Annotated in this window: 19 protein-coding genes; 15 read left to right on the top strand and 4 right to left on the bottom strand. The window is 65.3% G+C overall.

Going from position 1 to position 19,381, the window contains the following annotated elements; translation table 11 throughout:
• Positions 1 to 62: 62 nt before the first annotated feature.
• From uxuA to ACOQOU_RS03045, 12 genes are all read left to right on the top strand, one after another.
• Complete coding sequence (gene uxuA, locus ACOQOU_RS03100; protein ID WP_306026420.1) at positions 63 to 1,274, top strand: mannonate dehydratase; 1,212 nt, start codon at positions 63 to 65, stop codon at positions 1,272 to 1,274.
• Positions 1,261 to 2,001 carry a GntR family transcriptional regulator gene (locus tag ACOQOU_RS03095; RefSeq protein ID WP_109768424.1) on the top strand — a complete coding sequence of 247 codons (741 nt, stop codon included), beginning with the start codon at positions 1,261 to 1,263 and terminating at the stop codon, positions 1,999 to 2,001. The genes uxuA and ACOQOU_RS03095 overlap by 14 nt, the downstream gene beginning before the upstream one ends.
• Before the next feature lie 58 nt (positions 2,002 to 2,059).
• Positions 2,060 to 3,346, top strand: a complete 1,287-nt coding sequence (locus tag ACOQOU_RS03090) for an ABC transporter substrate-binding protein (protein ID WP_306026419.1) — start codon at positions 2,060 to 2,062, stop codon at positions 3,344 to 3,346.
• Between the two features lie 91 nt (positions 3,347 to 3,437).
• Positions 3,438 to 4,469 (top strand): carbohydrate ABC transporter permease, encoded by a 1,032-nt coding sequence (locus ACOQOU_RS03085; RefSeq protein WP_109768422.1) that lies wholly within the window; start codon positions 3,438 to 3,440, stop codon positions 4,467 to 4,469.
• A complete protein-coding gene (locus tag ACOQOU_RS03080) occupies positions 4,469 to 5,545 on the top strand; it encodes a carbohydrate ABC transporter permease (protein ID WP_306026418.1) in 1,077 nt (358 codons plus the stop codon). The genes ACOQOU_RS03085 and ACOQOU_RS03080 overlap by 1 nt, the downstream gene beginning before the upstream one ends.
• The gene (locus tag ACOQOU_RS03075; RefSeq protein WP_306026417.1) at positions 5,542 to 6,558 is read left to right on the top strand and encodes an NAD(P)-dependent oxidoreductase; all 1,017 of its coding nucleotides are present in this window, start codon (positions 5,542 to 5,544) and stop codon (positions 6,556 to 6,558) included. The genes ACOQOU_RS03080 and ACOQOU_RS03075 overlap by 4 nt, the downstream gene beginning before the upstream one ends.
• A gap of 22 nt (positions 6,559 to 6,580) precedes the next feature.
• The gene (locus ACOQOU_RS03070) at positions 6,581 to 7,690 is read left to right on the top strand and encodes an ABC transporter ATP-binding protein (protein WP_306026416.1); all 1,110 of its coding nucleotides are present in this window, start codon (positions 6,581 to 6,583) and stop codon (positions 7,688 to 7,690) included.
• A complete protein-coding gene (locus ACOQOU_RS03065) occupies positions 7,687 to 8,727 on the top strand; it encodes a Gfo/Idh/MocA family protein (RefSeq protein WP_306026415.1) in 1,041 nt (346 codons plus the stop codon). Before ACOQOU_RS03070 ends, ACOQOU_RS03065 begins: the two co-directional genes overlap by 4 nt.
• A gap of 2 nt (positions 8,728 to 8,729) precedes the next feature.
• A complete protein-coding gene (locus ACOQOU_RS03060) occupies positions 8,730 to 9,752 on the top strand; it encodes a Gfo/Idh/MocA family protein (protein WP_306026414.1) in 1,023 nt (340 codons plus the stop codon).
• 2 nt (positions 9,753 to 9,754) lie between these two features.
• Complete coding sequence (locus ACOQOU_RS03055) at positions 9,755 to 10,840, top strand: Gfo/Idh/MocA family protein (protein WP_306026413.1); 1,086 nt, start codon at positions 9,755 to 9,757, stop codon at positions 10,838 to 10,840.
• Between the two features lie 4 nt (positions 10,841 to 10,844).
• Positions 10,845 to 11,645, top strand: coding sequence for a 3-oxoadipate enol-lactonase (pcaD, locus tag ACOQOU_RS03050; RefSeq protein ID WP_306026412.1), 801 nt, complete (start codon positions 10,845 to 10,847; stop codon positions 11,643 to 11,645).
• A gap of 98 nt (positions 11,646 to 11,743) precedes the next feature.
• On the top strand, positions 11,744 to 12,199 hold the full coding sequence (locus ACOQOU_RS03045; protein ID WP_306026411.1) for a Fur family transcriptional regulator: 456 nt from the start codon (positions 11,744 to 11,746) through the stop codon (positions 12,197 to 12,199).
• Here ACOQOU_RS03045 and ACOQOU_RS03040 read toward each other — a convergent pair.
• The 4 genes from ACOQOU_RS03040 to betI all read right to left on the bottom strand — a co-directional run bounded on the left by ACOQOU_RS03040 (position 12,196) and on the right by betI (position 16,235).
• Positions 12,196 to 12,399, bottom strand: coding sequence for a hypothetical protein (locus ACOQOU_RS03040; RefSeq protein WP_109768414.1), 204 nt, complete (start codon positions 12,397 to 12,399; stop codon positions 12,196 to 12,198). The genes ACOQOU_RS03045 and ACOQOU_RS03040 overlap by 4 nt on opposite strands.
• Before the next feature lie 58 nt (positions 12,400 to 12,457).
• The gene (gene betA, locus ACOQOU_RS03035; RefSeq protein WP_109768413.1) at positions 12,458 to 14,119 is read right to left on the bottom strand and encodes a choline dehydrogenase; all 1,662 of its coding nucleotides are present in this window, start codon (positions 14,117 to 14,119) and stop codon (positions 12,458 to 12,460) included.
• A gap of 65 nt (positions 14,120 to 14,184) precedes the next feature.
• Complete coding sequence (gene betB, locus ACOQOU_RS03030; RefSeq protein ID WP_306026445.1) at positions 14,185 to 15,636, bottom strand: betaine-aldehyde dehydrogenase; 1,452 nt, start codon at positions 15,634 to 15,636, stop codon at positions 14,185 to 14,187.
• 11 nt (positions 15,637 to 15,647) lie between these two features.
• Entirely contained in the window at positions 15,648 to 16,235 is a 588-nt protein-coding gene (gene betI / locus ACOQOU_RS03025; protein WP_109768411.1) for a choline-responsive transcriptional repressor BetI, read from the bottom strand.
• A gap of 120 nt (positions 16,236 to 16,355) precedes the next feature.
• Between betI and choX the strand changes: the two genes are divergently transcribed.
• The 3 genes from choX (at position 16,356) to choV (ending at position 19,219) form a co-directional block, all read left to right on the top strand.
• The gene (gene choX, locus ACOQOU_RS03020) at positions 16,356 to 17,270 is read left to right on the top strand and encodes a choline ABC transporter substrate-binding protein (protein ID WP_196780438.1); all 915 of its coding nucleotides are present in this window, start codon (positions 16,356 to 16,358) and stop codon (positions 17,268 to 17,270) included.
• 93 nt (positions 17,271 to 17,363) lie between these two features.
• Entirely contained in the window at positions 17,364 to 18,200 is an 837-nt protein-coding gene (gene choW / locus ACOQOU_RS03015; RefSeq protein ID WP_306026410.1) for a choline ABC transporter permease subunit, read from the top strand.
• Positions 18,197 to 19,219 carry a choline ABC transporter ATP-binding protein gene (choV, locus tag ACOQOU_RS03010; RefSeq protein WP_109768408.1) on the top strand — a complete coding sequence of 341 codons (1,023 nt, stop codon included), beginning with the start codon at positions 18,197 to 18,199 and terminating at the stop codon, positions 19,217 to 19,219. The genes choW and choV overlap by 4 nt, the downstream gene beginning before the upstream one ends.
• Positions 19,220 to 19,381: the final 162 nt, after the last annotated feature.

Genomic DNA, 19,381 nt, shown 5'->3' with positions numbered 1-19,381 from the left:
AATAGCGGTTGCGTCCAAGGTTACTGGTATACTAGTGTTTCCGCAATTGGGAGAGACGTGTCATGCGGCAGACATGGCGCTGGTTCGGGCCGGTCGACAAGGTCACGCTCGCCGATGCGCGGCAGGCCGGCGCCGAAGGTATCGTCACGGCGCTGCATCATATCGCGCCGGGCGCGATCTGGCCGGTTGCCGAGATCGAACAGCGGCAGCGCGAGGTGGCCGCGCATCCGGACGGCCCGCCCGCCGGGCTCGCCTGGGAGGTGGTCGAGAGCCTGCCGGTCTCCGAGGCGATCAAGACGCAGAGCGGCGACTGGCGCGGCGATCTGGACCGCTATGCCGAGAGCATTGCCAATCTGGCGGCATGCGGCATCCGCACCGTCTGCTACAATTTCATGCCGGTGCTCGACTGGACCCGCACCGATCTGCGCGCTCCGACCGCGGCGGGCGGGGCCGCGATGGTGTTCGATCTGATCGATTTCGCCGCATTCGACATGTACATTCTTCGCCGTACCGGCGCGCGCGACGATTACCGTCGCGCCGTGATCGACGCGGCGGCGGAGCGCTTCACGGCGATGAGCGGCGAGCGCAAGGCGGAACTGGCCGCCAACGTCACCGCCGGGCTGCCCGGCGCTGCCGAACACTGGACGCTGGACGATGTGCGCGCGAAACTCGCCGATTATCGCGGCATCGATGCCGGCCGGCTGCGCCGTCACCATGTCGATTTCCTCGAGGCGATGGCGCCTGTCGCCGAGACCCAGGGCGTACGGCTTTGCTGCCACCCCGACGATCCGCCATGGCCGTTGCTCGGTCTGCCGCGTGTCTGGTCGACGGCGGACGATGTGCGCCATGCCTTCGACGCCGTGTCGAGCCAGGCCATCGGTCTGACGCTGTGCACCGGTTCGTTCGGCGCGCGGGCCGACAACGATCTCGCCGCCATTGTGCGCGAATTCGGCCCCCGCATCCATTTCGTCCATCTGCGCAACGTGACGCGGGCAGCGGACGCGGTGCCGTGCAGTTTCGCCGAAGACGAGCATCTGGCCGGACAGACCGACATGGTCGCGGTGATCGGTGCGCTTCTGGAAGAGGAGCGGCGGCGCAAGGCCGAGGGCAGGGCCGATTGGGAGATTCCGATGCGCCCGGACCACGGCCACGAGATCCTCGACGATGCGGCGCGCGGCAGCCAGCCCGGCTATCCGGCGATCGGCCGCTTGAAGGGCCTGGCCGAACTGCGCGGCATCATGACGGCGCTGGAGGCGAACCATGCCGCGGCCTGAAACCTATCGCGCCCTGTTCGACCCGGCTTCGGTCTTCGCCGAAGCCACCATCGATACGAGCCGACCGATCGCGCCGCAGGTCTATGACATGTTGCGAACGCGCATTATCGACAACCGGCTTCCGCCGGGCGCGGTAATCTCCGAGGCGGAGACGGCGCGGCTGTGCGCTGTCAGCCGGACGCCGGTGCGCGCGGCGATCCAGAACCTGGCCAGCGAGGGACTGGTGCAGGTGCGTCCGCAAGTGGGCACCGTGGTGGCGCCGCTGGACGAAGCGCGGCTCAACGAGGCGGTCTTCGTGCGGGCGGCCATCGAGTGCGCCGTCGTCCGGCACCTTGCCGAGACCGGCGCCGATCTGACCGGTCTCGAACCGCTTCTGGCGGCGCAGTTCAGGGCTGCCGAACATGACGACTACATGACGTTTTTCCGCCATGACGAAGCGTTCCACGCAGCGCTTGCCGGGCTGGCGGGCGTCCCCAATGCGTGGGGGCTGATCCAGTCGATGAAGGCGCATGTTGACCGCCAGCGTCTGGCGCTGATGTCGTCGATCAAGGGCCGCTCCATGGCGGCCTATCGGGAGCATCTGGCCGTTCTCGACGCGATTTCCGCGGGCGAAGCCGATGCGGCGGAGGCGCGCATGCGGGCCCATATCCATTCCGTGCTTGAAACCGGCGGGGCGTCGGGCCACGATCCGGTTCAAGATGGCGACAGGCGCTTGCGAGTGCCTTGAGACCATACTAGTATACCAGTAACGTTGGTACGTGAGTGACCCTTGGGAGGAGACATAAATGACTGGACGTTTTGCAAAGAGGCTTGTGCTGGGCAGTGCCGCCCTGGCGCTGATGGCGGGCACAGCCCTCGCCGAAACCGAGTTGCGGATCACCTGGTACAATGACGGCAATGAGGGCGAGGTCATGCGCGATCTGCTCGACCGGTTCGAGGAGGCCAATCCGGACATCACCGTCGTTCTGGACACGGTGCCCTACAAGGCGATCCTCGAGAGCCTTCCGGTGCAGCTTGCCGCCGGCGAGGGCACGGACCTTGCGCGCGTCACCGACCTTGGCGGGCTTGCGCAATATTATCTCGACCTGACGCCCTACATCTCCGATCCCGGATATTGGGAGACCAATTTCGGCCCGTTCCTGAACTGGAAGCGCGAACCGGGCAATGACAGCGCGATCGCCGGCTTCATGACCCAGCTCACCGTGACCGGGCCCTACGTCAACAAGACCCTGTTCGAGCAGGCCGGCGTCGAGCTGCCCGGCGAGGGCGCGACCTGGGACGATTGGGCGGCGGCCTCCAAACAGGTTGCCGAAGCGACCGGCGTTCCGATCCCGATGGCCTGGGACCGTTCCGGCCACCGCGTGTCCGGTCCGGCGATCTCGATGGGCGCTGGGATGTTCACGGACGAAGGCGAGCCCGCGCTGGTCGATGACGGCCTGAAGATGATGGCCCAGAAACTCTATGACTGGCACCAGGACGGCACGATGGCCAAGGAATTGTGGGGCTCGGTTTCGGGCTCGCAATATCTCGGTGCCAACGAGGATTTCGCCAACGCGCAGGTCGTCATGTACATGTCCGGCTCCTGGCAGATCCCGCAGTTCGCCGAGACGATCGGCGATGCGTTCGACTGGTGGGCGGTGCCCGCACCGTGCGGACCGGCCGCTTGCTCGGGCATGCCCGGCGGCGCGGCGCTGGTTGCACTCAAGGACACCGAGCATCCGGAGGAAGTCGGCAAGCTGATGGACTATCTGTCCAGCGAAGAGGTGCTCGCCGAGTTTTACGGCCGTACGCTGTTCATCCCCGGTCATCTCGGCCTTGCCGAGGGCGGCGTGGATTTTGCCACCGAAGACCCGCGCGCCAACCATGCGCTGTCGACGTTTGCGGCGGCCGTTCCGGGAATTTCGGAGACCGCGTTCGACCTTCAGGGCTATGTCAACAACCGCGTCATGTTCAACGCGCTGATCTCGCGCCTCGGCGAGGCGATCGTCGGCGAACTGACGCTGGACGAAGCCTATGAGCGCATGGAGCAGGACGTCGCCCAGCAGATCGCGGAGAAGGAACGCGACGGCTGATCGCCGTCTTGCATCCTTGCGCTATCGATCCGGCGCGGCCATGTGGTCGCGCCGGACCCCTGCCAGCCAGCGCTGAAAGGTGACCGGCTTCATGGCACTCAATGATGTCGCTCCGTCCGAACCGGTCACGCTGACCGATCGCGCCAAGGCCGCGGCCGCCTGGCCGATCAAGCTGCTGGCGACCGTTCTCGATGTGCCGTTCCGCTTTCTGCAGCGGATTTTCGGCATCGGCGCGATGCCCTATTTCTTCATCCTGCCGAACATGATCTTCTTCGGCACGTTCGTCGTGCTGCCGCTGTTCATCAATTTCGCCTTTTCGGTGACCGGCGGCACCAACCTGTTCCTCGCCGACCGGCCCTATGTCGGCGCCGAACAGTATGAGTTCCTTGCGACCTGCGCGAACCATTTCGATCCGGCGACATGCCGGGAGGACCGGTTCTGGCGCGGCATCTACAACACGATGGTGTTCGTGTTCTTCCAGGTCTCGCTGATGGTGCTGTTTTCGCTGATCACGGCGCTCATACTCAATCGCGACATTCGCTATCGCGGCTTCTACCGCGCGGCCTTCTTCTTCCCGGTGCTGCTGTCGCCGGTGGTCGTGGCGCTGATCTGGAAGTGGATCCTGCTGCGCGACGGCGTTCTCAATGCCGGCCTTGTCGGCATGGGGCTCGATCGCATCCTGTTCTTCGTCGATCCGCAATGGTCGATGTTCTGGGCGATCTTCGTGTCGATCTGGGCGAACATGGGCTTTTACACGCTGATCCTGCTCGCCGGCCTGCAGGCGATCCCGCCGGACCTCTATGAAGCGGCGGAGATGGACGGAACCAAGCCCGAGCGCGTTTTCTGGCGCATCACGCTGCCGCTCCTTTGGCCGAACATGCTGGTGGTCATCGTCCTGGCGCTGATCAAGTCCGTGCAGGTGTTCGACGAGGTGTTCGTCCTGACCGGCGGCGGCCCGGGCACCGCGACGCAGTTCATCGTCCAGTACATCTACACGACCGGCTTTTCGAGCCAGGTGCAGAATTTCGGGCTGGCCGCCGCCGCGTCCGTCGTCCTCGGCGTCGTCCTGTTCGTGCTCACGCTTCTCCAGCTTGCCGTCGTGCGCAGAAGGGATCAGGGCTGATGACGGACGTCGTTGCCAGACCGACCCGGACGCTCGGCGCATTGCTGACCGCGACGCGCGGCAATGGCCGGCTGCACTGGACCGATGTCTTCACCTATATCTATCTGGCATTGGGCGTGGCGCTGATGTTCGGGCCGGTCGTCTGGCTGGTGCTTTCCTCGTTCAAGACCCAGGCCGGGCTTCAGGAATTTCCGCCGACGCTGCTGCCGCTCGGCCAGATCTCCGTCGAGGTCGAGGGCTACGAAGAGCCGCTGCCGCTGTTCGAGGTCACGTTCGAGGATGGCACTGTCAGGCAGATGGCGCAGGTCAGGCGCGTCGGCATCATGGCGCAGATGGTCGATCCCGATAATCCCGGAGAGCGCATCCAAGTGTCGATCAACGACCGCGAACCGATCCGCGAAATGCGTGTCGCTTGGGAGAATTACACAAAGCCGCTCGAGACCTTCAACTTCCTCACCTATCTGAACAATTCCGTCATCGTGACGGCGGCGGCGACGCTGATCACGCTGTTGATCAATTCGATGGCCGCCTACGGGCTGGCGATCTACGAGTTCCGCGGGCGCAACGCGGTGATGCTGTTCGTCATCGGCACGCTGATGATCCCGATCACCATCATCTTGGTGCCGACCTATCTGGTGGTCACGCAGCTTGGCATGGTCAACACGCTGTGGGCGGTGATCATACCGGGCTGTGCGACGCCGACGGGCGTCTTCCTGCTGCGGCAATACATGCTGACCATTCCGCGCGACCTGATCGAGGCGGCGCGCATGGACAAGGCGTCCGAATGGCAGATCTACTGGCGCATCGTTCTGCCGCTGTCGCTGCCGGCGATCGCGGTGCTTGCCATCTTCTCGGTGATGTGGCGCTGGAACGATTTCCTCTGGCCCCTGATCGTGCTCAACCGGTCGGAAGTCTACACGCTGCAGATCGGCCTGAACGCCTTCCAGGGCGAACTGAACGTCCAGTGGCACTTCGTGCTGGCCATGACCGTTGTGGCGCTGATCCCGGTGACGGTCGTGTTCGCCTTCCTGCAGCGCTTCATCACCACCGGCATCGCTTCGTCGGGCATGAAATGACCGTCATGCGCCCGCTGATCTTCATGGACCCGTTCCCGCGCAGCGAGGCGATGGTGCTGACGCACGACGCGGAGGAGGCGTTGCGCGGCATGGGCCGGCTGGTCACCCATTTCGGATCGCGTGCGCCGGACGAACTTGTCGAGAGCATCTTGGACGAGGTCGCTGTCATCATCGGCCAGACGGCGATGGATCGCGCCCGGCTCGACCGCGCGGTGAACCTCAAGGCGATCGTCAACGTCAAGGCGAACTGGGAGCCGAACATCGATTATGGATACGCGCAGGCGCGCGGCATCCATGTGCTGTCGGCGGCGCCCGCCATGGCACCGGCCGTTGCCGAGTTCTGCCTCGGACAGGCGATCAATCTGGCGCGCGGGCTGGTTGCGGCGGACGCGGATTTCAGAGCCGGGACCGAGCGCTACGGCATCGCCGGCAACGGCACGGCCTATTCGCTGTTCAACGCGCCGGTCGGCCTGATCGGCTACGGCAATCTGGGCCGCGCCCTCGTGCCGCTGCTGCGGCCCTTCACGGATCAGATCGCCGTGCACGACCCGTTCCTGTCGGACGCCTTTCTGGAGGGAGAGGGGCTTGAACCGATGCCGCTCGACGATCTGCTGCCGACCAGCCGGTTCGTCTTCCTGCTGGCCGGTGTGACCAGTGAGAACGAAGGCTTTCTGACCGCGGAGAGGCTGGCGGCGATCCCGGACGACGCCAGCGTCATCCTGGCGTCGCGCGCCGAAGTGGTGGACTTCAAAGCGCTGCTTGGCGAGGCCCAAAGGGGCCGGCTGCGGGTGGCCATCGATGTCTTTCCCGAAGAGCCGGTGCCGGTGGAAGACGCGGCGCGACAGACGGACAACGCGCTCTTTTCGGCGCATCTGGCCGGCGGGATGGAGGCGTCCTATGCGCGCATCCGCGCCATGATGATCGACGATGTGCGGCAGATCCTCGCCGGGCTGCCGCCAATGCATCTGCAACGCGCCGAACCGCGCCTGGCGGCGATGGCGCGCAGCCGGTAACGACACAAAGAGCGGGGGTCCGGTGACAGAAATCCAGTTGAACAAGGTCAAGAAGGCCTATGGCGATGTCGAGGTGATCCACGGCATCGACCTGCATGTGCAGTCGGGCCAGTTCGTGGTCTTCGTCGGCCCGTCGGGATGCGGCAAGTCGACCCTGTTGCGGATCATCGCCGGTCTCGAACCGGTCACCGGCGGCGATGTCGTGATCGATGGCGATGTGGTCAATGCGGTGCCAGCGTCCGAGCGCGGGCTGGCCATGGTGTTCCAGTCCTATGCGCTCTATCCGCACATGACGGTCTACAAGAACATGGCGTTCGGGCTCGAGAACTCGAACATGCCGCGCGCCGAAATCGAAAACCGCGTCCACGAGGCAGCGAAGCTGCTGCAGATCGATCCCTATCTGCAGCGCCGGCCCAAGGCCTTGTCGGGCGGCCAGCGCCAGCGCGTGGCCATCGGTCGGGCCATCGTCCGCGATCCCAAGGCGTTTTTGTTCGACGAGCCGCTGTCGAACCTCGACGCCGAGCTGCGCGTCACCATGCGCAAGGAACTGGCGGCGCTGCATGCCAAGCTCGGCGGCACGATGATCTATGTGACGCACGATCAGGTGGAAGCCATGACGCTGGCCAACACGATCGTCGTCCTCAATGCGGGCCGGGTCGAACAGGCCGGCTCGCCGCTCGAACTCTACAACACGCCCAAAAACACGTTCGTGGCGGGCTTCATCGGTTCGCCGCGCATGAATTTGATGGAAGCGGTGGCCCAAGCGGGCGAGGACGGCGGTGTTGTGCTGCTCGCCGGCAGCCAACGCATTTCGCTGCCGCCGATCGAGGGCGTGGAGCCAGGCGACGGCGTCACCTTCGGCATCCGGCCCGAGCATATGGACATTGTCGATGAAGGGGACGCCGACATATCGGCGCCGGTCGACCTGACCGAGCAACTGGGCGGGGAGACCTATCTCTTCTGCACGCCGGAGGGACTGCCGCAGATCACGGTGCACCAGCTTGGCCAGTTCCCGGTCGGCCGCGGCGAGATGGTGCATCTGCGTTTCCGACGCGAGGTGCTGCATGTCTTCGATGCCGAGGGCAAGGTGATCGTCAACGGCATCGACACGGATGGCGGAGCGGCCGGATGACATCGACCAAGTTTGGTGTCGGCGTAATCGGCACGGGCATGGCGGCCAAGCCGCATGCGCTGGCGCTGAAAAGCCTTGAGGATCGCGTCACCGTGCGCGGCGTCTATTCGCGCACCGCCGACAGGCGCGCGGCCTTTTGCTCCGAACATGGTTTTGCCGAAGCGGAATCGATCGACGCGCTGGCGGACGATCCGGAGGTGAAGGCGGTCATCGTCATCACGCCGCCCAACCAGCGCACCGAGCTGGTCGAACGGTTCGCCACAGCCGGCAAGCATATCCTGATGGAAAAACCGGTCGAGCGGACAAGCGAAGCGGCGCGGGCCATCGTTCAAACCTGCGAAACCGCCGGCGTCGAACTCGGCATCGTCTTCCAGCACCGATTCCGGCAAGCCTCGCAAGTGCTTGCAAAGCTTGTCGCTTCCGGCGATCTGGGCGCGATCGGCCTGGCGCGGGCCAATGTGCCCTGGTGGCGGGATCAGAGCTATTACGACGAGCCGGGCCGCGGCACCTATGCACGCGACGGCGGCGGAGTTCTCATCTCCCAGGCGATCCACACGCTGGACCTGATGCTGTCGATCGCCGGGCCGGTTTCGGACGTGCAGGCGGTGGCCGGCACGACGCCGTTCCACCGGATGGAGGCGGAGGATTTCGTCGCCGGCGGAATGCGCTTTGAGAGCGGCGCGATGGGCTCGGTCATGGCGACGGTAGCCGCCTTTCCGGGCGAGGCCGAGTCCATCACGCTCGACTGCGAAAAGGGCTCGGCGCATCTGCGGTCGGGGACGCTGACGGTCCAATGGCGTGACGGGCGTGCCGAGACGTTCGGCGAGTCGGCCGGCGGCACCGGCGGCGGCGCAGACCCGATGGCGTTTCCGTTCGACTGGCACCGCGACCTGATTTTGGACTTTGCCGATGCGGTCGAAGCGGGACGGGCGCCATCCGTGACCGGGCGCGAGGCGCTGAAAGTGCATGATCTGATCGATGCGCTCGTCACTTCGTCGCGCGAGGGGCGCGCAGTTACAATCCGGAGCGGAGCCTGACCATGACACAGTTGACGGTGGGGGTGATCGGCCTCGATCATCGGCACATTTACGGCCAGTTGCAGGGCATGCTGGATGTCGGGGCCACCTGCAAGGGCTGGTGGACCGAAGGTGATCCGCAGCCGGTTGAGGGCTTCGTCAAGCGCTTCCCCGATGTGCCGCGGGTCGCCGACCGGCGGACGCTGCTGGACGATCCGGAGATCGACCTGATCCTTCTGGCCGACATTCCCGTGCGCCGCGCCGACCGTGCCATCGAGGCGATGCGCGCGGGCAAGGATGTGATGACCGACAAGCCGGGCTGCACGACGCTCGACCAACTGGCGGCGATCAAACAGGCCGTCACCGAAACCGGCCGCATCTGGTCGATCGATTTTTCCGAGCGGTTCGAGGTTCCGGCCAACCAGAAGGCGGCCGAGCTGGTCGCCGATGGCGCAATCGGTCAGGTGATCCAGACCGTCGGGCTCGGTCCGCACCGGCTGAACCGCCCCACGCGGCCGGACTGGTTCTTCGATGAAGCCGCCTATGGCGGCATCTTGTGCGATATTGCCAGCCACCAGATCGACCAGTTCCTGTTCTTCACCGGCTCCGACGATGCGGAGATCGTCGCATCCTCTGTCGGAAACTTCGCCCATCCGGACGATCCGGGCCTGCAGGATTTCGGCGAGGTGCTGCTGCGCTCGGACAGGGGCAACGGCTACATCCGCGTCGATTGGTACACGCCCGATGCGCTGCCGACCTGGGGCGACGGGCGGCTGACGATCCTGGGCACCGAAGGCACGATCGAGATGCGCAAATATGTCGATGTCTGCGGGCGCGACGGCACCGACCATGTGTTCCTGGTCAATGGCGAGCGCTGCGAGCATTTCGACGCGTCCGGCGAGAAGCTGACCTATTTCGAGCGCCTTGCCGCCGATGTGCGCGACCGCACCGAGACGGCGATGAGCCAGACACACTGCTTCAAGGTGATGGAGCTGGCCCTGAAAACCCAGGCGCAGGCGGTGCGCCTCGGCCATCTGAGGAACTGACCATGCCGCACGTGGCGATATTGGGCGCCGGCATCGGCGCGCAGCACATGGACGGTTATCGTGCGCTGCCCGATCGCTGGCAGGTGATGGCAGTCTGCGATCTCGACCCGGACAAGGCCGATGCCGTGGCGGCGAAGTCGCCCGATTGCAGCGTGACCGCCGATATCGACGAGGTGCTCGCCGACCCGGATATCGATGTGATCGACATCTGTCTGCCGCCGCATCTGCACGCGCCGGTCGCCATAGCCGCGCTCGAGGCGGGCAAGCATGTCATCTGCGAAAAGCCGCTGGCGGGATCGGTCCGCGATGCCGACCGGATGGCGGCGGCGGCCGACAAGGCCGGTCGCATGCTGGCGCCGGTGTTCCAGTACCGCTATGGGCGCGGCCTTTATCAGCTTGCCGAACTGCAAAGGCGGGGCCTGACCGGCAGGCCTCTGGTGGCGACGCTTGAAACACACTGGAACCGCGGCGCGGACTATTATGCGGTTCCATGGCGCGGCCGGTGGCGCAGCGAGGGCGGCGGCGCGGTGCTCGGCCACGCCATCCATGCGCACGATCTGATCGCGCGCTTTGTCGGGCCGGTCACCGAAGTGACGGCGATGGTGGACACGCGCGTCAACCCGATCGAGACGGAGGATTGCGCGGCGCTCGCCATGCGCTGCGAAACCGGCGCGCTCGTCACGTCGTCGGTCACCCTGGGCGGGGCGCGCGACACATCGCGCCTGCGCTTCGTCTTCGAGACGCTGACCGCCGAAAGCGGGCGCAACCCCTATGCGCCGGGCGCCGACGACTGGACGTTCGAGGCGCGCGCGCCGCTCGGCCAGTCCGCGCTGGACGATGTCTTGTCGGAGGCGGCGGCCGGCATCGATGCCCGTCCGGTCGGCTATGCCGGCCAGTTCGCGGCGATTGCCGATCATCTGGACAGCCGTGCGGCAGATATGGTGACGGGGCAGGAAGGTGTGCGCTCGATCGAGTTCGTCGCCGCGGTCTACAAGTCGGCACGGGCCGGCCAAACCGTCCGCCTGCCGCTTGACCGCGCCGACCCGATCTGTAGGGACTGGGCACCCGAACCGCCAAAGGGAGACTAGGCCGGTGCAATTTGCCCAGATCAATGGCGTGACGCTTCACTATCAGGTCATCGGTGCGGCCGAGGGCAAGCCGACGCTGGTCTTCGCCAACTCGCTGGGCACCGATTTCCGCATTTGGCGCGATGTCGTGGTACGGCTCGTCGGCGAATTCGGTCTCGTCCTCTACGACAAGCGCGGCCATGGCCTGTCGGACGCGCCGCCGGCGCCTTACGCCATGGACGATCACGTCGCCGATCTGGCGGGGCTGCTCGATCATCTCGCGGTCAAGAAGGCGACGGTCTGCGGCTTGTCGGTGGGCGGGATGATCGCGCTGGGACTGTTCAAGGCGCGGCCCGATCTCGTCCGCTCGCTGATCCTGTGCGACACCGCGCCCAAGATCGGCACCGAAAAGCTCTGGAACGACCGGATCGAGACGGTGCGCGACAAGGGACTTGCGGCGCTGGCCGATCCGGTGATGGAGCGCTGGTTCACACCCGCCTTCCGGCGGCCGGACAATGCCGAATATCTCGGCTACCGCAACATGCTCGTCCGCCAGCCGGTCGAGGGCTATGCCGGCACCTGCGCGGCGATCCGCGATGCCGACTACACCGACATCGCCAGGACGTTGACGGAGCCGGCCTCATGCGTGGTCGGGGATCAGGACGGCTCGACGCCGCCCGCGCTGGTCGCCGAAATGGCCAAGATGATCCCGGACGCACGGTACGACGAACTCAAGGATTGCGGGCACATACCCTGCGTCGAGCAGCCGGTGGCGCTTGCCGACATCATTCGCGCCTTTGCCGCCGCGCCGTCGGACGCCGGTTGACCGGATTGCAGGCAGCGGCCTGCGGGCGCTTCGGGACGGCGTACCGCAATTCCCAACTGGCTCTTGCAAATGCCTCGCAACTGGACAAGACTCGGGCCATGATCGAATCCAGCCAGATGAGTGCGCGCGAACTGGAACATGCGTTGCGGGACGCCGGCGTGCGGATCACGCGCCAGCGCAGCGCCATTTTGCGCATTCTCGCCGAAGCCGACGACCATCCCGATGCCAACGAGCTCTACAGCCGCGCCAGTGCGCTCGAGCCGACCGTGTCGCTGTCGACCGTTTACAGGACGCTCAGCATCCTTGAGGAAAAGGGCGTGGTGCACCGGCTCACCTTCGAGGGAGCACCGGCGCGTTTCGAGACCGCCGATGCGCCGCATCACGACCACATGATCGACATTGAAACCGGCGACGTGATCGAGTTCCGATCCGACAAGATCGAGAAGCTGCAAGCAGAGATCGCCGCCGAGCTCGGCTACGACATCGTCTATCACAAGCTCGAGCTCTATGGCCGCCGAAAGGCGCGCAACCAGGCAGGGAGGCTTGGAGCCTAGTCCTTCGGCTCGGGATCGCGCGGGTTGAAGGTGATGAACAGCCCGTAGAAGGACAGGGCGCCAATGCCGACGAAAAGTGTGCCCCAGAAATGGTTGCCCATCAGGAATTCGAAGATTCCCCACGATGCCGTGACGCCGACCGTGGCGATGCGGCGCCACAACGGGCGGAAAAAGGGGTGATCGAAATCGAAGAACTTCATCGGCGCGCCTTGGTCCCTTTGAACCCATCTGGCTGGCCGCGGCGCCAAATGCAAGCCGTCAGCGCTGGCTCGTCTGCCAGTGGGGGTGAATCCATGGTTCGGCATTGGAGGGCGCGAGCGGCGTCTTGCCCAGAATGTGGTCCGATGCCTTTTCGCCGGTCATGATCGATGGCGCGTTGAGATTGCCGTTCGGAATGGTCGGGAAAATCGAGGAATCGGCGAGGCGCAGCCCGTCGACGCCGATCACCCGGCATTCGGGATCGACCACCGCCAGCGGATCGTCGGCGCGGCCCATCCGGGCGGTGCCGCAGGGGTGATAGGCGCTTTCGGCATGCTCGCGGATGAAACCGTCGAGCTCGTCGTCGCTCTGCACCGCGGCGCCGGGCTGGATCTCGTGCCGGACGAAGGGCGTGAACGCATCCTGGGCGAAGATCTCGCGCGTCAGGCGGATGCAGGTGCGGAAATCGGCCCAGTCCTCGGACTTCGACATGTAGTTGAAGACGATCTTCGGCGCTTCGCGCGGGTCCGATGAGCGGAGCGTGACCGCGCCGCGTGACGCCGACCGCATCGGCCCGACATGGGCCTGAAAGCCGTGGCCTTCGGCGGCGGCCTGTCCGTCATAGCGCACCGCGATCGGCAGGAAATGATACTGGATGTCGGGATATTTGACGCCGGCCTTGGAGCGGATGAAGGCGGCGCTCTCGAACTGGTTGGACGCGCCGGGGCCGCTTCGCGTGAACAGCCATTGCGCGCCGACCCAGGCTTTTCCGACAAGGTTCCAATATCTGTAAAGCGTCACAGGCTGGCTGGCGGCCATCTGGATGTAGAGTTCGAGATGGTCCTGCAGGTTTCGGCCGACGCCCGGCCGGTTGGCGATGACCTCTATGCCAAGTTTCATCAGGTCCGATGCCGGCCCGATGCCCGACAGCATCAGAAGCTTGGGCGAATTGATCGAAGAGGCCGCAACGATCACCTCGCGATTGGCGCGCACCGTTTCGATTGTGCCGCCGCGCTCGATCTCGACGCCGGTGGCGCGGCCATCCTCGATGACGATCCTGCGGGCGAGGGCGCGCACGATGGTGCAGTTTTTCCGCTTCAGCGCCGGCTTCAGATAGGCGTTAGCAGCCGACCAGCGCCGTCCGTTGAACACCGTCTGCTCCATCGGGCCGAAGCCTTCCTGCTTCTCGCCGTTATAGTCGCCGGTGACCTGGTAGCCGGCCTGCCGTCCGGCTTCGACGAAGGCGGCGAAAAGCGGGTTGTCGCGCTTGCCGCGCGTGACATGCAATGGTCCGCCGGTGCCGCGCCAGTCCGGATCGCCGCCATGGCCGCCCGAATCCCAGCTTTCCATGCGCTTGTAATAGGGCAGCACATCCGCATAGGCCCAGCCGGTGGCGCCCAGCTCCGCCCAGCGGTCGAAGTCGCAGGCGTGGCCGCGCACATAGACCATGCCGTTGATCGAGGACGAGCCGCCGATCACCTTGCCGCGCGGCGTGGCCAGCCGCCGTCCGCCCAGATGCGGTTCAGGCTCGGACCGGTAGCCCCAATCGTACATCTTCATGTTCATCGGGTAGGACAGCGCGGCCGGCATCTGGATCAGAGGACCGGCATCGGTTCCGCCATATTCGATGACGAGCACCGTGTGACGGCCGTCCTCGGACAGGCGGTAGGCCATGGCCGAGCCGGCTGAGCCGGCGCCGATGATGACGAAATCTGCTTGCAATTCAGCGCCTTGATCGATGTTTCATCACAGATTGAATCGGCTCGTTGATAAAGCGATTCAGCGGGTCAATAGGGTGCCTCGACCGGGCCGAGCCCGACATAGACGGTCTTGAGCTGGCTGTAGTGTTCGATGGCCGCATGGCCGTTCTCACGGCCGACGCCGGATTGCTTGACGCCGCCGAACGGCGCTTCCACCGGCGTCAGATTGTAGGCGTTAATGAAGCAGGCGCCGGCCTGAAGCTGCGCGATCACACGGTGCGCGCGGGCGAGATCGCGGGTGAAGACACCGGCCGCCAGACCGAATTCGGTCGCGTTGGCGCGGGCGACGGCTTCGTCCTCGTCGTCAAAGGCGAGGACCGACAGGACGGGGCCGAAGATCTCCTCGCGCGCGATCGTCATCCGGTCGGTGACGCCGGTGAAGATGGTCGGCTCCATATAGAAGCCCGGTCGGTCGATTCGGTTGCCGCCGGCAACGATCTCCGCGCCTTCTGCGCGGCCAATATCGACATAACCAAGCACCTTGTCGAGTTGCGCTTCGGAAACCAGAGGGCCGAAACTGGTCGCCTCATCCAGCGGATCGCCGATCACCGCGCCCCTGGTGCGTTCGACCAGCCGTTCGACGAAGCCGTCGTGCAGGCCGCGCTGGACGAAGACGCGCGTGCCGTTCGAGCAGATTTGGCCGGAGGAATAGAAGTTGCCGAGGATCGCGCCACCGACCGCGTCCTCGATGTCGGCATCGTCGAAGACCAGGATCGGCGACTTGCCGCCAAGCTCCATCGTCACATGCTTCATGTGCCCGGCGGCGGCCGAATAGACCTTCTGGCCGGTGGGCACCGAGCCGGTCAGTGAGACCTTGGCGACGCGCGGGTCGGTGGCCAGCGCCGCGCCGACATCGCCATAGCCCTGGACGACGTTGAACAGACCCGGAGGCGCGCCGGCCTCGATCAGGATCTGGGCGATCTTCAGCGTGCAAAGCGGCGTGACTTCGGACGGTTTGAAGACCATTGCGTTGCCGCAGGCAAGCGCTGGCGCCGCCTTCCAGCAGGCGATCTGCGTGGGATAGTTCCACGCGCCGATGCCGGCGCACACGCCCAGAGGTTCGCGCACCGCATAGACGAAATCGCCGCCGAGCGGGATGTGCTCGCCGGTCAGAGTGGCGGCGAGATTGCCGAAATATTCCAGCGCATCGGCGCCGGACGAGGCATCGGCGACCAGCGTTTCCGACAGCGGCTTGCCCGTGTCGAGCGTTTCGAGTTCGGACAGGTCCCGGTTGCGGTCGCGGATGATGTCGGCGGCGCGGCGCAGCACGCGCCCGCGTTCGGCGCCTGTCCGGCCAGCCCATTCGGCCTGGGCCGAAGCGGCGGTCTCCAGCGCGCGATCGACGATCGCCGGCGTTGCGCTACGGACCGTGGCGATCGTTTCGCCCGTTGCCGGATAGATCACGTCGATGGCCGCGCCGGCCTCGTCTTCGATGTAGGCGCCGCCGACGAAGTGGCTGGCCTCGGGCTTCGCTGCGATGTTGGCGATGGTCATGCGTTGGTCTTTCTGCCGATCCAGGTCTCGGCGGCGTCGAGCACCAGGCGCGTCGCCGAGCGGTTGTCCATGGCGCGGTCGCGCAGCGCCTGGCGCAGATAGACCCCGTCGATCAGTGCGGCGATGCGGAGCGCGATCACCGGGGCGGCATCGTCCACAAGGGGCCGCAGTTCGTGTACCAGGTTGGACAGGAGGCGCTTCTGGTAGACCGCGAGCAGCCGCCGCGCGGGTTCCGAGGTCTGCGCGAGCACATAGAAGTTGAGCCACGCTGCGATGATCTCGTCGTCGAACTGGTGCACGCAAAAGCTCGCTTCGACCAGCGCTTCGAGCCGCTCGCGCGGGCCTTTGGCCTGCTTCAGCGCGGCGCGTACATCGTGCCCGTAGACGGTCAGGACATGGCGCATGGCGGCCAGGAAGATCTGGTCCTTGTTGCCGAAATAATGATGCGCCAGGGCCGAGGACATGCCGGCGCGCTTGGCGATCTGGGCCACGGTGACATCCAGCGATCCGGCACGTCCGATTTCGGCGATGGTTGCGTTGACCAGCGCATCGCGGCGTATCGGCTCCATTCCGACCTTTGGCATGGCGAATTCCCGGTGGGGCTTGTCTTTTCGGCGTAAACAAAGTTAATTGACTCGTCAATCAACAAAAACCGCAACGATCCGTTAAACCAAACCCGGGAGGCCCACATGAAATTCAAGACGATGTTCGCCGCGCTCGCTTTGTCGACCGCGATGGGCTCACAGGCCCATGCCCAATGCGAGGCCGTGACCTTCTCCGATGTCGGCTGGACCGACATCACCGCCACCACCGCCGTTGCAACCGTCGTGCTCGAGGCGCTGGGCTACGAGACCGACATCAAGGTGCTGTCGGTGCCGGTGACCTACACATCGCTCGCGCAGGGCGATGTCGACGTGTTCCTGGGCAACTGGATGCCGACCATGGAAGCCGACATCGCGCCCTATCGCGAGGCAGGCACGGTCGACACGGTGCGCACCAATCTGGAAGGTGCCAAGTACACGCTGGCGACCAATGCGGCCGGCGCGGCGCTCGGCATCGCCGATTTCGCCGACATCGCTACACAGGCGGAAGCGCTCGATTCGACCATTTACGGCATCGAGCCGGGCAATGACGGCAACCGTCTGATCCTCGACATGATCGAGGGCGATGCGTTCGGCCTGTCGGACTTTGAAGTGGCCGAAAGCTCGGAACAGGGCATGCTCGCGCAGGTCGAACGGGCGTCGCGTCGCGACGAGCCGATCGTGTTCCTGGGTTGGGAACCGCACCCGATGAACGCCAATTTCGAGCTGACCTATCTGACCGGCGGCGACGATTTCTTCGGGCCCAATCTGGGCGGCGCAACGGTGATGACCAACACACGCGCCGGTTATGTGGACGAATGCCCCAATGTCGGCACGTTCCTCAAAAATCTCGAATTCACGCTGGCCATGGAAAACGAGATCATGGGCGCCATCCTCAACGATGGCGAGGACCCGGCCGATGCGGCCACGGCCTGGCTTACCGCCAATCCCGACACGCTGGGCCCGTGGCTCGACGGCGTGACGACGCTGGACGGCGGCGACGCGATGGAAGCCGTCAAGTCCGCTCTCGGCATGTAACGGCCACCCGGAGCCTCCCCTTTCGGGAGGCTCCTTTCTCTGTGCCGGCGGTCATCGCCAGCTGCAATAGCGCAACTCGCGAACAGGTTTTCCATGGATTGGCTGACCGACAACAAAATCCCCGTTGGCGATGCGGCCGGCGCCTTCTTCGATTGGCTGCAGGACAATGGCGCCTTCTTCTTTGACGGCCTGTCCGATGCGATGGACGTCCTGATCGAAGCGATCCTGTGGGTGCTGCAGACACCCCATCCCCTGATCGTCGTCGCCGCCTTCGTCGCGCTGACATGGGCGTTGCAGCGGCGCTGGTCGGTCTGCGCGCTGGTCGGGTTCGGCTTTCTGTTCATCCTCAACCAGGGGTATTGGGAAGAGACCACCGAAAGCCTGACGCTGGTCCTGTCGGCTTGTCTCGTCTGTATGGCGATCGGCGTGCCGATCGGCATTGCGGCAGCCCACAGGCCGCGCCTTTACGCCTATATGCGGCCGGTGCTCGATCTGATGCAGACGCTGCCGACCTTCGTCTATCTCATTCCGGCGATCGTCTTTTTCGGGATCGGCATGGTGCCGGGCCTGATCGCGACGGTGATCTTCGTCTTGCCCGCGCCGATCCGGCTGACCCATCTGGGTGTTTCCTCGACGCCGATGCCGCTGCTCGAAGCGGCGCGCGCGTTCGGTGCGACGCCCCGGCAGACCTTGTGGAAGGTGGAGCTGCCCTATGCGGTTCCGCAGATCATGGCCGGTCTGAACCAGACGATCATGCTGTCGCTCTCCATGGTGGTGATCGCCGCTCTGGTCGGCGCCGACGGGCTCGGCGTTCCGGTTGTGCGGGCGCTCAACCGGGTCGACACCGCGCTCGGCTTCGAGAGCGGCTTCATCATCGTCGTGGTTGCGATCATGCTGGACCGCATGCTGCGCATCGAGGCGCGCAAATGAGTGTCGCGGTTGCGTTCGACGCGGTGAACATCGTCTTCGGGGACCGCCCGCAGGAGGCGCTGCCGCTGATGGATGAAGGCCGCACACGCGGCGATATCCAGGCCGAGACCGGGCAGGTGCTCGGCGTTCACGATTGCTCGCTCGAAGTGGGCGAGGGCGAGATCGTCGTGCTGATGGGCCTTTCGGGGTCCGGCAAGTCGACGCTGCTTCGCGCCGTCAACGGGCTCAATCCGGTGGTGCGCGGCGCGGTGCGCGTCAATGATGGCGACCGGATGGTCGATGTCTCGTCAGCGGACGCGGCCACCTTGCGCCGTATCCGGCTCGAGCGCGTCGCCATGGTGTTCCAGCAGTTCGGGCTTTTGCCGTGGCGTACCGTGCGCGACAATGTCGGGCTGGGGCTGGAACTGGCCGGCCTCGAAAAGGCCGAGCGCAACAGGCAGGTCGACGACCAGTTGGCGCTGGTGGGCCTCGATGGCTGGGCCGACCGCAAGGTGGGGGAACTGTCGGGCGGCATGCAGCAGCGCGTCGGTCTGGCGCGCGCCTTTGCGACAAACGCGCCGATCCTTCTGATGGACGAGCCGTTCTCGGCGCTCGATCCGCTGATCCGCACGCGGCTTCAGGACGAACTGATCGACCTGCAGGGCAAGCTGAAGCGAACAATCATCTTCGTCAGTCACGATCTGGACGAGGCGTTCAAGCTCGGCGACCGGATCGCCATCATGGAAGGCGGGCGGATCGTCCAGTGCGGCACGCCGCAGCAGATCTTCTCCGACCCGGTCAACGATTATGTCGCCGACTTTGTCGCCCACATGAACCCGCTGGGCGTCCTGTGCGCCCGCGACATTATGGGGCCGCCAGGGGAGGGTGCGACCGACACGGTCGGCGCCGACATGAGCGTGCGCGACGTGATGGAAAAGCTCCGCGCGGTCGAGGCGGTTGCGGTTACAGACGGGGACGAAGTCGTCGGCCGGATCAGCCGCGCCGACGTGATGGCCAAACTCCTCGATCCGCGCGGCTGACCGCCGCCGGAGCGGCTTGAGGACGATCCTCTCCACCGTTCTGAACAAAAGACACCTTTGTTGACAATTGTCTATCAATGCCTAGTGTCACCGCGAACAAGGAGGTGACGGTCGTGCGGATTCGACGATCAGACGGGCAGGGGGCGACGGGCGGACACGAGC

This window comes from Oceaniradius stylonematis, assembly GCF_965223445.1.
Classification (GTDB): domain Bacteria; phylum Pseudomonadota; class Alphaproteobacteria; order Rhizobiales; family Rhizobiaceae; genus Roseitalea; species Roseitalea stylonematis.
Note: the sequence above shows the minus strand (reverse complement) of the source record. Positions and strands in the feature narration are given on the sequence as shown.